Consider the following 15,081-nt stretch of genomic DNA (forward strand, 5'->3'; position numbering starts at 1 on the left):
TAGTATCTGCTTTGAATGAAAAAGCCGATATCGGTTTTGAAGATTGCATTTTGCTTGTGGATACTATCAGGGAGTAGCACATAGCTTGAATATCGCTCTGAAAGACAATTGATAGAATGAAACGGTACGGGATTATCGGCGCAGGTATGATGGGGCGGGAGCACATCAGCAATATAGCGCTGGTAAACGGTGCCGAATTGGTTGCCTTGGCTGATCCCAATTCTGGTTCGTTAGAGCAATCATTGGCACATGCCAAAGCCCATGATTTCAATCCAGCAACCTATAACAGCTTGACTGATATGATGGCGCAAGCCGCGCTTGATGCGGTTATCATAGCGGCGCCAAACCACACGCATTTTTCGATTATGCGAGAAGTGATGCAGCGCCCTGCGGCAATCTTGCTCGAAAAGCCGATGTGTACAACTGTTGAGGATGCGCAGGCCTTACATGATGTAGCGAAAACATATCCCCATTTGCTATGGATAGGCTTGGAATATCGTTATATGCCGCCGGTCACCAAATTTATCGAAAGCGTGCACAGCGGCATAACCGGTCCGGTAAAAATGCTGTCGATAAGGGAGCATCGTTTTCCCTTTCTTGAGAAGGTTGGAGATTGGAACCGGTTCAGTGAGAATACTGGCGGGACGCTGGTTGAGAAATGCTGTCATTTTTTCGATTTGATGCGGCATATTTTGCGTGACGAACCCGTGCGGATATATGCCTCTGGCGGTCAAGATGTAAACCATCTGGATGAACGTTATAATGGCCGGCAGCCCGACATTCTCGACAATGCTTATGTGGTTTTGGATTTTGCTAAAGGGACCCGCGCTGTTCTTGACCTGTGCATGTTTGCCGAGGGAGCCGAAGAACAAGAAGAAATTTATGCGCTTGGCGACAAAGGCAAAATACAGGTCGGTATCCCGTCCGCAAAGCTGACATGGTCACCGCGTGACAAGAGCGGGCCGTTTGTCGAGCGCGTTGAAACGCCGACTGACGCCTTGCAAGCCGGCGATCATCATGGTGCAACGTTCTTCCAATTGACCAAATTTCATCAAGCGTTGATGGATGGCTGTGATGCGGAGATTTCAACATGGGATGGGCTGAGGTCAGTAGAGATTGGTGCGGCGGCACATCAGTCTATAGATACCGGATTACCGGTAGTTTTGTCTTCCAACCATTCGAACGAAAGTAAATGAAAGCGGTCCGCAAAATCGACTTTGGTTTGCGATGTCCGATATACGACTAAGGGGCTTAAAATGAAGCAACAGCAATGGCAGGAAACTGTATTTCCCAAGATCATCGAGGCGGATGCGACTTATGATCTTTCGCAATATTTGGCAAATGCCAAAGCCCAGATAGACGCAGATCTCGCGAAAGCCGGTGCGATATTGTTCCGCGGATTTCATGTACCGACAATTGATGATTTTGATTTCGCAGTCGAGGCTTATGGGGAAAAGAATTTCCCTTATGCGGATTCGCTGTCTAACGCTGTCCGGATAAACCTGACGCAGCGCGTATTCACCGCCAATGAAGCGCCGCCCGAGACCAGTATTTTTCTGCATCACGAAATGGCGCAAACACCAATCTATCCGTCCAAGCTGTTCTTCTATTGCAATATTGCGGCGGACGAGGGCGGTGCCACTCCTCTTTGCCGATCCGATATTTTGCTGCAAAAAATGGACGCTGAAAACAAAGGTCTCGTGGAAGATTTTATCGCAAAAGGTGTGCGTTATACGCACACTATGCCGGCGCAAGATGATGCGCGGTCCGGTCAAGGCCGTAGCTGGCGGAGCACCTTGGGTGTTGAAGATATAGAGTCGGCGGAGCAGCGGCTTCATAGCCTGAGCTATGATTGGCAATGGATGGATGATGACGCACTACGTGTAACATCTGCCCGACTGGACGCTGTACGGACGCTTTCTGATGGACGGCGAACTTTTTTCAATCAACTAATTGCAGCCTATCGCGGCTGGGCCGACCAGCGTAATGATCCAAGCAAATCAATTTGTTTCGGCGATGGTAGCTCCATTGACGCGGATCAGATGCGGGTCCCGATTGATCTGGCGGATACGCTTAGTTTTGACTTGGAATGGCAGTCAGGAGATGTTGCCCTGATCGATAATTTTCTGGTCATGCATGGCCGTAGACCGTTTAAGGGTACGCGCAAGGTACTCGCGTCCTTAATCAAATAGCTGCTATTTGGCGCCCAGCTCTCGCAGCCCAGGCCCAATAGATACTATTAACCAATATTATCGAAACCATAAGCGTATAAAAAAGGCTGCTCATGCCCTTGCCTGAAGCCAATCCGATGGACGAAAACAGCAAATAAAGACCAACCACACAGGAAAACAACGTCGCGGCCAAAGGTTTGGCAAAGCGCCATGGTGTGAGATCGACTTGTGCAATGGCAACGAATTTCCAGGCGGTTCCCCGAGGCCGAAAATACCCCAAGGCCAGCATGATAACCACTTCGATAACGAACAAAATTGCATATTGGTGCAGGAAATGCAGCGTGATCTGTTCGTCAAAAACAAATCGCAGTAGCGCATATGCCATGACGTGAAAGACAATCACAATCTTTGCCCCCAACGCCGGCACGCGTTTTGTGAACAGGCCGACAATCACGATCACAACGGTCGGGATATTATAGAAACCAGTAAAAATCCGAATTATCTGCCACAACCCTTGCTCGGCGAAATAGAGCAAAGGCGCGACGACAAACGAGAAAAGCGCAATCACAATGCTGGCGACTTTCGCGATCCGGACCAATTCCCTATCGCTCGCCTTGCCCTTTCTCCACGGTTCGTAGACGTCCAGACAGAATAAAGTCGCAGCGCTGTTGAGCAGGGAGTTGAACGAACTGAACACGGCACCCAGCAAAACGGCCAGGAAGAAGCCGGCAAGATAGACGGGCATGACATCCTTGATGAGCCGCGGATAAGCCTGATCAATCGAGCCTAAACCCGGACCGTAGAGATGAAAGGCAATCACTCCCGGGATCATCATCATGAAGGGGACAAGTACCTTGAAGAAGCCAGAGAAAAGCACACCTTTCTGCCCCTCGGCGAGTGATGCTGCGCCCAATGTCCGTTGAATCACATATTGATTAGTGCACCAGTAGAACAGGTTGGCAAATAACATGCCGGTGAACAGGGTGCCAAAAGGTGTCGGATCATCGGCTTTTCCAATTGCATTAAGCTTGTCAGGATGGTCGCTAAGCAGTTTGGTCAGGCCTCCGCCAAAGCTTCCTTCGCCGAGCGCGATCAGGCCAAGCACAGGCACTAAAATCCCGATGAGCAACAGACCGATGCCATTAATAGTATCGGAAACCGCGACCGCCTTCAGGCCCCCGAATATTGCGTAAATTGAACCGATTACCCCAATAGCTATAACGGTCGTCACCAGCGCCTCAAAATAGCCAAGACCTAGCAATTCCGGTACGTCGAAGAGCTGTATAACGGCTATCGAACCAGAATATAGCACCGAAGGGATCGTTACCAAGCCATAGCCGAGCATGAACAGAATAACTGACATCCGCCGGACATCAGCATCAAAGCGGTCGTTGAGAAACTGGGGCAAGGTAGTGAACGCCCCGGCGAGATAACGCGGCAGGAAAATAAGGGCCATTGCGATAGTCGCGACGGCGGCCGTAACTTCCCACGCCATACTGCTGAGATTATAGCCATAAGCAGAGCCATTGAGACCGATTAACTGCTCGGCCGATAAATTGGTCAGCAGTAACGAACCGGCGATAAAGACGCTGCTCAATCCGCGACCGGCTAGGAAATACCCGTCTTTGCTGTCAACGCCGCCACGCGTTTTGCGCCATGAAATCCAGGCGACGAGCCCCATGAAGAAAACGCAGCTAGCAATTGTAAGAAAGAGGTTGTCTGTTATCAATGAAATGGCTCCAAGCCGCAGTTTTCAAATAATAGCGTATAATTCTGAAAGGCTTAAAGCAAACGGATAAATATATTCCGATCAGCGGTCGTAAAAGCCGATAATGCAGTGCAATCCAGACAAAATACCAAGATTTGTTTTGCAGACATTCCCAATTATTGAACTCGCTAGAATGCGGAGGCCAGAGGTTCACATCTGTCTTGCTACGTCATTTCTATCCATTGACCGAATTTGTCTTTCCGATTGTCGTGCGGAACTTGAGCGCGTTACTCACAAATATTATTCACAATTGGGGGCTATAGGCTTTTGCTAGTGGGAAAAATTATATGGAAACCCGATTTGGCGTAAAAACTTCTCACAAGATTTGCTCGGTTTTTATGGCGGCTTTACTTTTAACGGCTTGCGCGTCCTCGTCGGCATTTCCGGTCGAGACGGCGGAACAGCCGGATATCAATCAATCCTATCAATTGCGTGCAGGCGAAACAGTTCAGATAATTACTTATGGCGAAGACACGCTGACCGGGGAATTTATCATTGGTGCGAACGGCATTCTGGCATTCCCGCTGGTTGGAAATATTCAGGCGGGCGGTCTGACGCCTGCCGATCTTGGGCTGAATATCGCCGCGGCACTGGCGGATGGCTATGTGATCAACCCGCAAGTGAATGTGGAGGTTAAAAGCTTTCGGCCTATTTACATATTGGGTGAGGTCAACAAGCCGGGTGAATATCCTTATAATCCGGACATGACGGTGTTGGCGGCGATCGCGAAAGCCGATGGCTTTACCTATCGCGCGCAGCAGAAGCAGATTTTCATTAAACGCTCTGACCAGCCTAATGAAGTGAAGATCAGGCTGGGGAGCAATACTCGTATCTATCCGGGCGATACGATCCGGATCGTCGAGCGGTTTTTTTAACCGCCAAGATCAGGAAATTGCTCGGAATCGCGTGCCATAGTCGGGATCGACGCGGCGATTAATATAGCCTTCCGATCCCTTCATTGACAATATTTTGGCTGGAATTCCGCCAACCGCAGCATCGTCGGGCACAGGTTTGGTGACAACGGCATTGGCTCCTACTGCGGCGCGATGGCCGATCGTTATCTTGCCGATGACCTTGCATCCCGCTGCCAGAAAAACGCCATCCCCTAATATTGGCGATCCCTGATTGGGGCCACGATTCATCTGTCCGAGCATCGATCCATGGGTGATATTGCAATTGGCACCAATAATCGCGTCGCCATTGACCATGATATTGCCAAAGCGGTTGATGAAAAACCCTGGGCCGATTCTGGTATATTCCGGAATGGCAATGCCATATTTATAACGATAGCGCAGCAACAGCAGTTTCAGCGGTGGATAGAGGATGAAGCGCATCAGCCTGCGCTTTTTTAGGTAGCCACAAAGGCGCATGACGGTCGAATATTTGAAACCGGGTGTAAAAAGAAAGTGGCGCAGAAAGGACAATGTGTTGCGGTTCCCGGCATAGCGATACAGATCGGATAGAATCAGCGCCCATGTGTATTGAAGGCTGCGATCAACATTCGGACCGATGTCGTCTGCACCGATATTTATTGGCTGCATGTCATTCAAAGACTCGGCTCCCCGATATTGATATATTGCGCCGCAACATTGGGCGGAACTGAATCTATTTCGCCGCAAATGCTGTGTTGGGCAACCGTCGATAGACCATATGGTATCTAATCGTGTTGAATACACACCCTGTCTTGGACGCTATAAACTTATGGTGACAAGCCAGTTTTGGGATGGCAGAAAAAATACTCAGGGGAATTTTTTAACCCGTCTCCCTATGTAGGGTGCCAGTAAAGCCGGTTCGAATTGGAGAAGATTGGACCGAAGTAGAGATTTGATTGTTGCGGCGCAGCATCGCCTCACACTTCTGATCCACTCGCTGGCCTTGGCATATATTCGAGACGATCGTGAAAGGGTTCTGGGATGACTGCAAGTTTACGCGCTCTACAAAACACAACTTTCACCGCCTCTAAAATTACCAATAAAGGCTCCAGCTTGACCAAACGGTCGCGTAGAGCCGGCCTATATTCCATCATGTTGACGACGGATGCGCTTGCCGTATGCATCGGCTTCCTGATCAGCAACGCCTTGTTGCTCGGCCAACCCTTTGCCTCTCCGGGACTAAAGCTCGGCTTATTATCCCTGCCAATTTTTCTCGCGCTTGCGTTGAACAGTAAGGCTTATGGTCGCAGCGCGCTCTACCGCAGTGCTAGCGCAACGGTCCGCAGTATCGCAGCGCTGTTTGCGACTTTTGCCTTGATCCTTTTCGTTCTCTTTGGTCTGTCGATATTGAAACCCCATCATCCGCCATTCTTGGCTTTCGGTTTCCTGATCTCATCGGCCTTTATCGTGGCAGGTCGATATATCTGTCATGGATTTGCCAAGCGAATGCTGGGTACCAATCCTTTGAGCGAACTGATTATCGTGGATGGCGTTCCGCATGGCCCGATTTTCGATCAGCCGGTTATTGATGCAAAGGCCATCGGACTGCATCCCGATATATCTGATCCGGCCATGCTGGATCGTTTGGGAAATCTGTTCCGGTCCATCGACCGCGTCGTTGTGGCCTGCCCGGTGGAACGACATAATGATTGGGCTTTGGTTCTAAAAAGCACTGGCGTGACTGGTGAGGTGTATCGCCACTATCGCTCCGCTCCAGCAGAGACCAATAGCATGGCCCTCATCCACGCTTCGCAGGTCAAACCGTTGACGCGCGTGCAATTATGGCTGAAGCGCCTCATGGATCTTGTTCTCGTGTCGATTGCGATATTGTTTCTGGCGCCGCTGATGCTCGTTACGGCGATTGCCATCAAGCTTGAAAGTCGCGGCCCGGTCTTGTTCAAGCAGCGCCGATTGGGTCACGGCAATCGTCTGTTCCATATTTATAAATTTCGCAGCATGCGAGACGATTTGAGCGATCTAAATGGTGATCGATCAACCGATCGGGACGATGACCGAATAACGCGGGTTGGTCGATTCATTCGGGCCACCAGTATTGATGAATTGCCACAGCTGTTCAATGTCCTGTTTGGTACGATGAGCCTCGTCGGTCCGCGCCCGCATGCGCTCGGTTCCAAGGCGGACAGCAAACTTTTCTGGGAAATTGACCGAAACTACTGGCTGCGCCATGCCACGATACCTGGTTTGACCGGACTTGCGCAGGTCCGAGGTTTCCGCGGCGCAACAATGACTCGAGCAGACTTGGAACTGCGGCTGGCATCAGATCTGGAATATATCCAGCGTTGGTCGCTGGGTTATGATCTGCTCATCCTTGCGCGGACATTCGGCGTCATCGTCCACCGTAACGGCTTTTGATGTCCCCGATCAGTCCATAAGCTTGTGATAAATGGACGAGGTGCTAAGTGCGATCTCGTCCCAATCAAATTTCTTACGAAATTCTGCTGCATCAACCTGGTACAGGTAATTGGGTTTATTTAGCGCCTGTCCCAATGCACTGGTGTCGCCTACCGGAAAATAGTCTTTTTCGGGCAATCCAATATCACGATTGGGCTGAATATCACTCAGTAGCATGGGTGTGGAGCATGATCCTGCTTCCAACGCAGCGATCGGCAAGCCTTCATGATAGGATGGCATCACAAACAAAGCTGCATTCTCATAAAGCTCGCGCAAGGTTCCGCGGTCTTGCAGTCCGGTAAATATAACCCGCTCGTTGGCTAGCTTTAGGAGCGACTCCGAATATTCGCTGTTGTGATCGGCCCCGCCGACGATGACGAGCTTTCGTCCGTCCTTGATATCAGCATGGGCTTTGATCAGATCGTGGAGTCCCTTTTCCGGGACCAGACGGCCAACCGCCAGTACATATTCATTCGACTTTAACGAAAATCGAGCCAGCGCATCGCCGCGTGAACGAGGCAGTTCGGGAGTGCCATTGGGGATATAGGAAATCCGGTTGGTTGATCCCGGGAATGACTTTTGCAGCTTCTTGGCCAGCGACGGGGAAACCGCAATCACATGATTGGCGAATAACATTCCGAGCCGTTCGCCCATGCGCAATATGAAACGTGGAAAGCGGCCCCATTTGGCGCGATTATAGTCCTCGCCATGATGCGTTACGACGACTTTCAACCCCATCAGACGAGCCAAGGGTGTGAGCAGAGCCGGACCAATGGCATGAATGTGAATTATGTCCATTTTGGTTCGGCGTGCCGCAACTATGGCGTTGAAGGTGGAGGTTATCGCCTCTCGCCATACCGAGACCGGGGACGGTAGGCTCACAATCGAAATTCCGCGATATTTATAACGCGGTTTTTTCACATAGGGCGCCCGGGCAAAGACCGTGATGTTAAGATCGGGGTCTAGCCCCTTGACGCGTGGCAACATTTCTTCGCAGTGCGTTTCCACACCGCCCATGACGTTGGGGATACCGCGCAGGCCGGTTACAGCTACTTTCATGACAGTAACTCCTCTGCCAGAGACTGTGCTTCTTCGAGCGTATCCGCTGTGCGCAGGAAACCAATGTCTGAGGTCCATGCCTGAATGAAGTTTTGGAGCTTGCCGTAGCTATTGTCCAATGCGACGTGTGGGATACCGAGCAAGGTCGACATGATGTGGCCATGTAATCTGTCGGTCACCACGACGCGCCCGGACGATAGCAAAGCCACGCCGCGCTTAAGGCGGGTATTGGCCAGCCGGTCATATTTCAACGCGCGTGCGGCGTTTGGGCTATGCCCAAAATCCATCAGCTTTGATGTTGCTGATGACATGCGCATTTGCAGCTTGTCTTCAGTCAGCCAGTCACCGCTTTCAAATGCGTGCCCTGGGTGATTGGCTTTACCCCTGACGGATCGTTCAAAATCGGTACGCATGAGATAGTAGAAATCATGAACCGGCGTCTGGCGTTCGAGCGGCTCCATGTAGAGCGCCATGTCGGGGCATAGAACAGCCTCGCACTGGAAATGGCAGCGCGAGAATTCCAGCGAGCGCTGATCACGAACGAGCAACGTGAAACTGCCGTGCTTTTCGATCGCGCGAGCCGTTTCGTCGACGGCCTCATAATTGTCAAAGTAAATAGATTGCGGCAGCTGTACGATCCGCTGACCCGGAAAGCGGGACAATAGTTCCAAACGAAAATCCTGATGCGATTTCCAAATGGTTCCGAAATTGCCGCCGCCATGAAGGAAAATTGTGCCATCACCAATGGCTTGCTCCATCTGCAAGGAATCATGCGTTTTCAATTTGCTTACATAAGCAGGAGGTTTGGCATGATCTCCAAAAAACTGAGTCTCGCCTAACCAGATGGCTGAGTCTCCAACATTTGAATGATCGGGAAAATCCAGCAGTGCGAAAGGCTGGTCATTCAGCAGCGGTTGGAGCCGTTCTGTAATTACGTCGCGCAGATTGTGCATGATAGTGCGGGGATGGGTGTTTTCTAAAGCAAGTTGTTCAGGCATGGGGGGATAGCTCCTTTGGGGGAAGGACGTCTGCGATAAAACGGCGATAAGTTGATGAAATAGCCAGCAAAATGGCGATGTAAAATAGAGCCGCGGCGGTGATGGCGCCGATGAGCTTGACCCAGGACAGCGTTTGGTCATCTGCAAAGATTTCCAATGTGGTCCAAAGCAGGACGCCCATCAGAGTAGAGGCGAGGAACGGCGCTTTGACGGCGTCAAAAGTCGTTCTTGATCCGATACCGGAAGCTTCTTTGAGGAAATAAATCTGCAGTGGCAGGGTCAGGTAAGAACGAACCACATAGGCTATCGCTACGGCAGTGAGGCCATAAGGCAAAGCGATTAGAGTAAGCGTCAAGGTGACGACCAACTGCGTGATTGCCAGCGTGCGCTGCCGATGCGAATTACCGACAGCAGAGAGCACTGGCGATGCGAAGAAGTTAAGCGTGTAAGGTATGGCCATAAAGGCAAAGACCTGCGCCAGTTCACCTGCTGCCTGCCATTTCCACCCGAAAACCAGGGGCACAAGATCAGGCGCGATGACGCCAAAGCCAACCAGCGCGGGAAAGGATAGGCCGGCGCATACGCCGAGCATCGCTTTATAGGCTTGTTTCATCGCGACTGGATTGTCCTGAAGTCGCGAATATATTTGCAAACCTACTGCGGAAAAGGGCTGGATGGCGGCGGCGGCAAACATTTCGGTGGAGCGCCATGCAACACGGTAGATACCGACCGCAGCGGCGCCAAGGCTGGCCCCAATCAACAAGTCCTGTACCCGAACGAGCATCAAGAAAATCAGCTGCGCAATAGTCAAATTGCTGGTAAAAGCGAAGTTCTGCTTGGCTTGCATCCAGTCAAACTGCAATCTCGGCACCCAGCGGTAGGAGGTCCAGGCCAAAATCGTACTGACGGCCTCGGTAACGCAGCGCTGGACGACAAGCGACCAAATGCCCCATCCCGACATAGCGGCAACGACCGCGGTGGTGCCGCCGATAATCCCGGCCAATATCGACCGGACGGCCACGGTCTTGTGGCCAAATTCCCTGAGCCGCAGGGCGAAATGAGACGCACCCAGGGCATTGATCGGCAAAGCGAGCGATAATATGCGCAATGGGTCGGTAAGGCCTGGTTGGTTGAGCAGCGCAGCCAACAGCGGAGCTATGACCCAGATCAACCCGACATAAACAAACGCAATGCCCATGTTGGTCCAGAAAATCGTGTTAATTTGCAGATTATCGATTTTCTTGGCACGCGCGATGAGCTGGACCAGGCCGCCAGTAGCCAGAATCCGGCCGACTTCGGAAAAAACATAGACCATGGCGAATATGCCGATCTCTTCCTTGGTCAGCAGCCGCGCGAGCATGATGAATATGACCAACGAAAAGACCTGATCGCTAAGCGCTTTGGTCACTGTCCATCCCAAAGAGCTTTTGGATTTTTGACGCAATGAATCGTCAAACATTGCCCCAGCGCTGCTGGAAGCATTGTCAGAAAAATCAGTGCTTTTTTCCGTCATAGGTTGTTTGCTCACTTAAACTAAAGTTGGAATCGAAAACGGCGTCTGCCGAAAAGTTGATATTGCGCACGCTGGCGGTGCCGCGCGACGAAGCGCCTGAGTTTCAGTCGTTCGGGGATCTGAAAGGTGTCGAAACGCGAGGTACCGATTTCACTGGGAATAGCGCGCTCCAGCACCGGAAACGGGAAAACCGCAAGATTGGGAACGCCATGCACCCAGGACCGATCCATCTGATCGTCGATCGGCCGGACTACTGCGGACATGTGGTCAAGAAATCGTCTCGCTCCATTTTTGGTGAGCAAATAGGCCTGGGTACCGAAACAATAGCCTGAAATTTCGATCAACCGTGTAGTCCTGCATATAAAATCCTTCTGCAAGATGCGGGCTGGCGCGGGTTTTTTGTAATAGAGCCTGATGTAATCGCGGCCGGCCTCTCCATGATCTTCGGCGATCAGAGGTTTGATGAAGCTCCAGTCCGCTAATATATCATCTTCCAGGATGAGATATTGGTCGGCATCATCTTCGATTAGTTGCTTCCACAAAGCATGGTGACTGGAATAGCAACCCAGTTCGCCAGCCTTCAATGGTCGGCCTTTGGCGATAATCGCTTTGTCTTCGTCATAATGGAGGCCGGCATGTAGCTTTTCATGGGCATCAAAAAAATCCCAATTCATCGATTTGGGTATGCCGCTGCTGATAAATGTGTGGCGACGTTGCGTCGCGCTGCGCATGCTGATGACAAAAATCTTGGTCCGGACGGAGCGACGCGACATTACAGTTCCTTCATCCGGCATCGGGTGATGCGGATCTAACCAGTGTTCGGGTTCGGTCGTTAGAATCCCCAGACCGACCGAACTTTACTGCATTGCACAACGAAGGAGCTGAGTTCTATAAATGCCTGTAATGCGCAGTTGGCAAGGACAAAAATCCATTCGTCGATGTCACGCAACATATTATCTTCGGCACTGCAAAAAACGGGATAGAATGATCGATCTAAGTTTCTCTGTTGTCATTCCGGTCCATAATAAGGCCCGTCATGTCGCTGCGAGTCTTGAAAGCGCCCTGCAACAAACCCTGCCGCCCGAAGAGATAATCGTGATCGATGACGCCTCTACTGACGAGAGCGCCGCGATTGTCTCGCAGATGACCGATCCGCGAATCCGCATGCTGTTTCGCGATACGCCCGGCCCGGGTGGCTATGCCGCACGGAACCTTGGCATTGCCGAGGCTAATGGGAACTGGATCGCGTTTCTTGATGCTGATGATATCTGGCATCCATCGCATCTGGCGGACATGGCGAAGGCGATAAAACGTACACCGAAAGCGGGCTGTGTTGCCACGCGCTATGACCATGTTTTCAAGACACACCGGACAGCCTCCAAGATGACTGGCGCATTGGCTTCGCTGGAAGGGCGCGCGGCAGATTTTCGCGAAAGCCTGAAGATATGGGTGGAGAGCGGCGAATGTCCTATCTGGACGAGCGCCGCAGCATTTCGCCGGGATGTGCTTGAGCGGGCCGGTCCGTTTCCGGCCGGCAAGGCGGTCCGCGGCGGTGACAAGGATATGTGGTTGCGCGCTCTGGCGCTGGCGCCCTTTGCCTATGTCCCCAAGATTAGCGCTGAATTTCATCGCGATACGGACAATAAAGTCAGCAAGTTGACGCATCCTGATACTATTCCCATCATGGTGGACACAGCGCGCACGATGGCGGAGCGCGCAGACGGTGAAGAAAAGGTGTTGCTGCGGAAACTCATCAATCAGCAAATCGGTCTATATGCCCGCTTCTCGTTCAAGAGCGGGACAATTTCGCGTCAATTTTCGCGCAATCTTTGCTTGCCCGAGGGGGTCGGGCTATTTGTGCTGATAGAGGCTTTGCGGCTGATGCCAACGGCGTTGCGGCACAGAATTTATCGGGCGGTAAAAGGGGTGTGATATACTAGGTTAGAGTCGGAATACGGGCAAAACGCAGGGGGCTTTTACATAGGAGCTGGCGTGCCATGAATAAAATGTCGGAAACACCATTGCCGCTGGACCGGTTTGTCGCCGAGGAAACCAGCGAGCTGATCGACTTGCGCGCCATTGGACGGGCTTTTCGGAAACATATTATTCCGGTTTTTCTGGTTTCGATTGCTGCCATTGTTGCCACTGCCACGGTCTATTTCATGACCACACCCAGCTATCTCGCCACTGCGACGATGGTAGTGGAACGGCAAGCCCAGGATGTGGTGCCCGTGAACAATGATACACCAGCCCTCACAACAGACTCACCGACAGTGGATACAACGGTGGAGATATTGCAGTCCCCATTTATCGCTGGCCGCGTGGTGGATGCGCTCAAGCTGGTCGAGGATCCAGAATTTAATCCCGGCCTATTGAAGGCCGGCGCATTGCCCCCAAATACCGAGGCACAGCAACAGGCGGCGCGGGATCGCGCCATCCGGATATTGGGCAGCTCTTTGAGTGTTCAGCGCGAAGGCGTGTCCTATGCGATCGCAGTCCAATATACATCCGAAAACCCGAAAATGGCGGCCAACATCGCCAATGCCACAATTGATGAATATCTATTGACGCGGGTTGAGGGTGAGGAAGGCTCTACCCAACGCAGTGCCGATCTGCTCGAAACGCGGCTGGAAGAATTGCGCGGCGAAGTGCAGGCTGCCGAAGCACAAGTTGCGCGATATCGTTCCGATGAAGGGCTGTTTGCGGCAACAGATGTCAGCTCAATCACCCAGCAGGAATTATCGGTTCTTAATAACCAGCTTGCCGAAGCGCGGGCGGCAGAAGCCGTTGCAAATTCCAGGCTGGCAACCGCTCGCTCGCAGATGTCTCAAGGCATGACCGGCGAGGCACTGGGAGCAGCGTTGGAATCCGAAGTGGTTGGCGCATTAAGGTCGCAACGTGCAACGGCCAGCGCGGAAGTAGCGAATCTCAACACGCGCTACGGAGCGCGGCACCCCAGCTTGATCAAGGCGCAGAGCCAGCTGGCCGATATTGATGTACAAATCGGAGCTGAAGTCGAGCGGATTGTGGCAAGTTTGAAAACCGAAGCGAGCGCGGCCCGCGGCCGGACATCGTCGATTGCTTCATCAATCGCCGGGCTGCAAAACCGGCTCGCGGTCGATAGCGATGCATCGGTACGGCTGAGTGAATTGGAGCGTAACGCCGCATCCGCGCGTGAGCTTTATCAGGGTTTTCTTGATCGCTACAAAGAATCGCTCGCCCGGCAAGGCACGGAAACCAGCGGCGCCAAAGAGGTGTCTCGCGCTGCGATCCCGGCCATGCCGATATCGCCCAATCCGTTATTGTACATCGCTATCGCCTTTGTCGCCGCTGGCGCCTGCTCCACCGCCGTGGTTGCGGGTCGGGAATTTATGGAAACGGGTCTTCGAACAGCTGCAGATATAGAAAAGAGGCTGCAGGTCAGCGCGCTGGGATCTATCCCGGAAATCGGGTCACTCCCTGAAGTGAAAAAATCACGCGAACCAATATCATGGCCGCCGCAATTTCTGATCGAGCATCCTAAGTCTGCCTTTGCCGAAGCGTTCCGCGCGCTCAAAACCAGTCTGGTGATGACGCCCGGCGGACGGTCGGCGGTTCGGCAAAAAACGAAAATAATCTCCATAACCTCTGCTTTGCCAGGTGAAGGGAAGACCAGTTCCGCTATTTGTCTGGCCAGCGCGGCTGCTCGATCCGGCATTCGAACATTATTGGTGGATTGCGACTCCCGGCGGCAGGCGTCATCTCGGTCGCTGGCTAAGTCGATTACGCATGGTTTGACTGATGTCTTGAACGGTGATGCATCGCTTCAACAAGCGGTGGTACATGACGAGGATAGCGGCACCTATTTTCTGGGCCAGAAACCGGATCAGGAAACGCCCTTCGACCTGATGGGATCGCAGGCCATGGCTGATTTACTGGAAGAATTGCGGGGGCAGTTTCAACTGGTCATTCTTGATACGGCGCCGGTCCTTCCGGTGGCCGAATCGCGGATGCTTGCAGCATTGGCGGACATGACCCTGTTTATTGTCCAGTGGAAGAAGACACCGGCGAAAGCGGCGGAAATCGGTTTGCATCAGCTGGATGGCGTCGGCGCCAATATTGCCGGAGTCGTGCTTAGCAGGGTGGATGTTGTGGAACAGGCGCGAACCGGCTTCGGCGATGCGGGCCTCTATTTCAAACAATATAAGGAATATTACGCTTAGGGCGTTTCGTTTTGGCTGTAATTTCC

General features: G+C 52.2%; 12 protein-coding genes. 6 read left to right on the forward strand and 6 right to left on the reverse strand.

Annotation, left to right across the window (positions count from 1 at the left end):
- Positions 1-116: 116 nt before the first annotated feature.
- Together J4G78_RS13835 and J4G78_RS13840 are read left to right on the forward strand one after the other, a co-directional pair.
- Entirely contained in the window at positions 117-1,196 is a 1,080-nt protein-coding gene (locus tag J4G78_RS13835; RefSeq protein ID WP_243457102.1) for a Gfo/Idh/MocA family protein, read from the forward strand.
- 60 nt (positions 1,197-1,256) lie between these two features.
- On the forward strand, positions 1,257-2,192 hold the full coding sequence (locus tag J4G78_RS13840; RefSeq protein ID WP_207987112.1) for a TauD/TfdA family dioxygenase: 936 nt from the start codon (positions 1,257-1,259) through the stop codon (positions 2,190-2,192).
- Here J4G78_RS13840 and J4G78_RS13845 read toward each other — a convergent pair.
- Positions 2,185-3,900: a solute:sodium symporter family transporter gene (locus J4G78_RS13845; RefSeq protein ID WP_207987113.1), complete on the reverse strand. Its 1,716-nt coding sequence runs from the start codon at positions 3,898-3,900 to the stop codon at positions 2,185-2,187. The two genes, J4G78_RS13840 and J4G78_RS13845, sit on opposite strands and share 8 nt — an antisense overlap.
- A gap of 326 nt (positions 3,901-4,226) precedes the next feature.
- Here J4G78_RS13845 and J4G78_RS13850 point away from each other — a divergent pair, with 326 nt between their 5' ends.
- Positions 4,227-4,814: a polysaccharide biosynthesis/export family protein gene (locus tag J4G78_RS13850; protein WP_207987114.1), complete on the forward strand. Its 588-nt coding sequence runs from the start codon at positions 4,227-4,229 to the stop codon at positions 4,812-4,814.
- 9 nt (positions 4,815-4,823) lie between these two features.
- Here the strand turns inward: J4G78_RS13850 and J4G78_RS13855 are convergent, their stop codons facing one another.
- On the reverse strand, positions 4,824-5,480 hold the full coding sequence (locus J4G78_RS13855) for a serine O-acetyltransferase (RefSeq protein WP_207990728.1): 657 nt from the start codon (positions 5,478-5,480) through the stop codon (positions 4,824-4,826).
- A gap of 372 nt (positions 5,481-5,852) precedes the next feature.
- Between J4G78_RS13855 and J4G78_RS18205 the strand changes: the two genes are divergently transcribed.
- Positions 5,853-7,244: a sugar transferase gene (locus J4G78_RS18205; RefSeq protein ID WP_243457103.1), complete on the forward strand. Its 1,392-nt coding sequence runs from the start codon at positions 5,853-5,855 to the stop codon at positions 7,242-7,244.
- Positions 7,245-7,253: 9 nt separating this feature from the next.
- Here J4G78_RS18205 and J4G78_RS13865 read toward each other — a convergent pair whose 3' ends face one another.
- The 4 genes from J4G78_RS13865 to J4G78_RS13880 are packed head-to-tail and all read right to left on the reverse strand — an operon-like array spanning position 7,254 to position 11,626.
- Complete coding sequence (locus J4G78_RS13865) at positions 7,254-8,342, reverse strand: glycosyltransferase family 4 protein (RefSeq protein WP_207987115.1); 1,089 nt, start codon at positions 8,340-8,342, stop codon at positions 7,254-7,256.
- Positions 8,339-9,340, reverse strand: a complete 1,002-nt coding sequence (locus tag J4G78_RS13870) for a polysaccharide pyruvyl transferase family protein (protein WP_207987116.1) — start codon at positions 9,338-9,340, stop codon at positions 8,339-8,341. Before J4G78_RS13870 ends, J4G78_RS13865 begins: the two co-directional genes overlap by 4 nt.
- On the reverse strand, positions 9,333-10,853 hold the full coding sequence (locus J4G78_RS13875) for a lipopolysaccharide biosynthesis protein (protein WP_207987117.1): 1,521 nt from the start codon (positions 10,851-10,853) through the stop codon (positions 9,333-9,335). Before J4G78_RS13875 ends, J4G78_RS13870 begins: the two co-directional genes overlap by 8 nt.
- 20 nt (positions 10,854-10,873) lie before the next feature.
- Complete coding sequence (locus tag J4G78_RS13880) at positions 10,874-11,626, reverse strand: glycosyltransferase family 25 protein (RefSeq protein ID WP_207987118.1); 753 nt, start codon at positions 11,624-11,626, stop codon at positions 10,874-10,876.
- Positions 11,627-11,837: 211 nt separating this feature from the next.
- Here J4G78_RS13880 and J4G78_RS13885 point away from each other — a divergent pair, with 211 nt between their 5' ends.
- Complete coding sequence (locus J4G78_RS13885; RefSeq protein WP_207987119.1) at positions 11,838-12,785, forward strand: glycosyltransferase family 2 protein; 948 nt, start codon at positions 11,838-11,840, stop codon at positions 12,783-12,785.
- A 65-nt stretch (positions 12,786-12,850) separates the two neighbouring features.
- Positions 12,851-15,055, forward strand: coding sequence for a GumC family protein (locus J4G78_RS13890; protein WP_207987120.1), 2,205 nt, complete (start codon positions 12,851-12,853; stop codon positions 15,053-15,055).
- The last annotated feature ends 26 nt before the right edge of the window (positions 15,056-15,081 follow it).

It is taken from the genome of Parasphingorhabdus cellanae (genome assembly GCF_017498565.1).
Classification (GTDB): Bacteria; Pseudomonadota; Alphaproteobacteria; order Sphingomonadales; family Sphingomonadaceae; genus Parasphingorhabdus; species Parasphingorhabdus cellanae.

What these genes read in the sequence shown, in the direction of transcription:
- J4G78_RS13890 (WP_207987120.1), top strand. Translation starts at nt 12,851, where the DNA reads ATGAATAAAATGTCGGAAACACCATTGCCGCTGGACCGGTTTGTCGCC.
- J4G78_RS13855 (WP_207990728.1), bottom strand. Translation starts at nt 5,480, where the DNA reads ATGCAGCCAATAAATATCGGTGCAGACGACATCGGTCCGAATGTTGAT.
- J4G78_RS13835 (WP_243457102.1), top strand. Translation starts at nt 117, where the DNA reads ATGAAACGGTACGGGATTATCGGCGCAGGTATGATGGGGCGGGAGCAC.
- J4G78_RS18205 (WP_243457103.1), top strand. Translation starts at nt 5,853, where the DNA reads ATGACTGCAAGTTTACGCGCTCTACAAAACACAACTTTCACCGCCTCT.
- J4G78_RS13870 (WP_207987116.1), bottom strand. Translation starts at nt 9,340, where the DNA reads ATGCCTGAACAACTTGCTTTAGAAAACACCCATCCCCGCACTATCATG.
- J4G78_RS13865 (WP_207987115.1), bottom strand. Translation starts at nt 8,342, where the DNA reads ATGAAAGTAGCTGTAACCGGCCTGCGCGGTATCCCCAACGTCATGGGC.
- J4G78_RS13885 (WP_207987119.1), top strand. Translation starts at nt 11,838, where the DNA reads ATGATCGATCTAAGTTTCTCTGTTGTCATTCCGGTCCATAATAAGGCC.
- J4G78_RS13840 (WP_207987112.1), top strand. Translation starts at nt 1,257, where the DNA reads ATGAAGCAACAGCAATGGCAGGAAACTGTATTTCCCAAGATCATCGAG.
- J4G78_RS13850 (WP_207987114.1), top strand. Translation starts at nt 4,227, where the DNA reads ATGGAAACCCGATTTGGCGTAAAAACTTCTCACAAGATTTGCTCGGTT.
- J4G78_RS13875 (WP_207987117.1), bottom strand. Translation starts at nt 10,853, where the DNA reads ATGACGGAAAAAAGCACTGATTTTTCTGACAATGCTTCCAGCAGCGCT.
- J4G78_RS13880 (WP_207987118.1), bottom strand. Translation starts at nt 11,626, where the DNA reads ATGTCGCGTCGCTCCGTCCGGACCAAGATTTTTGTCATCAGCATGCGC.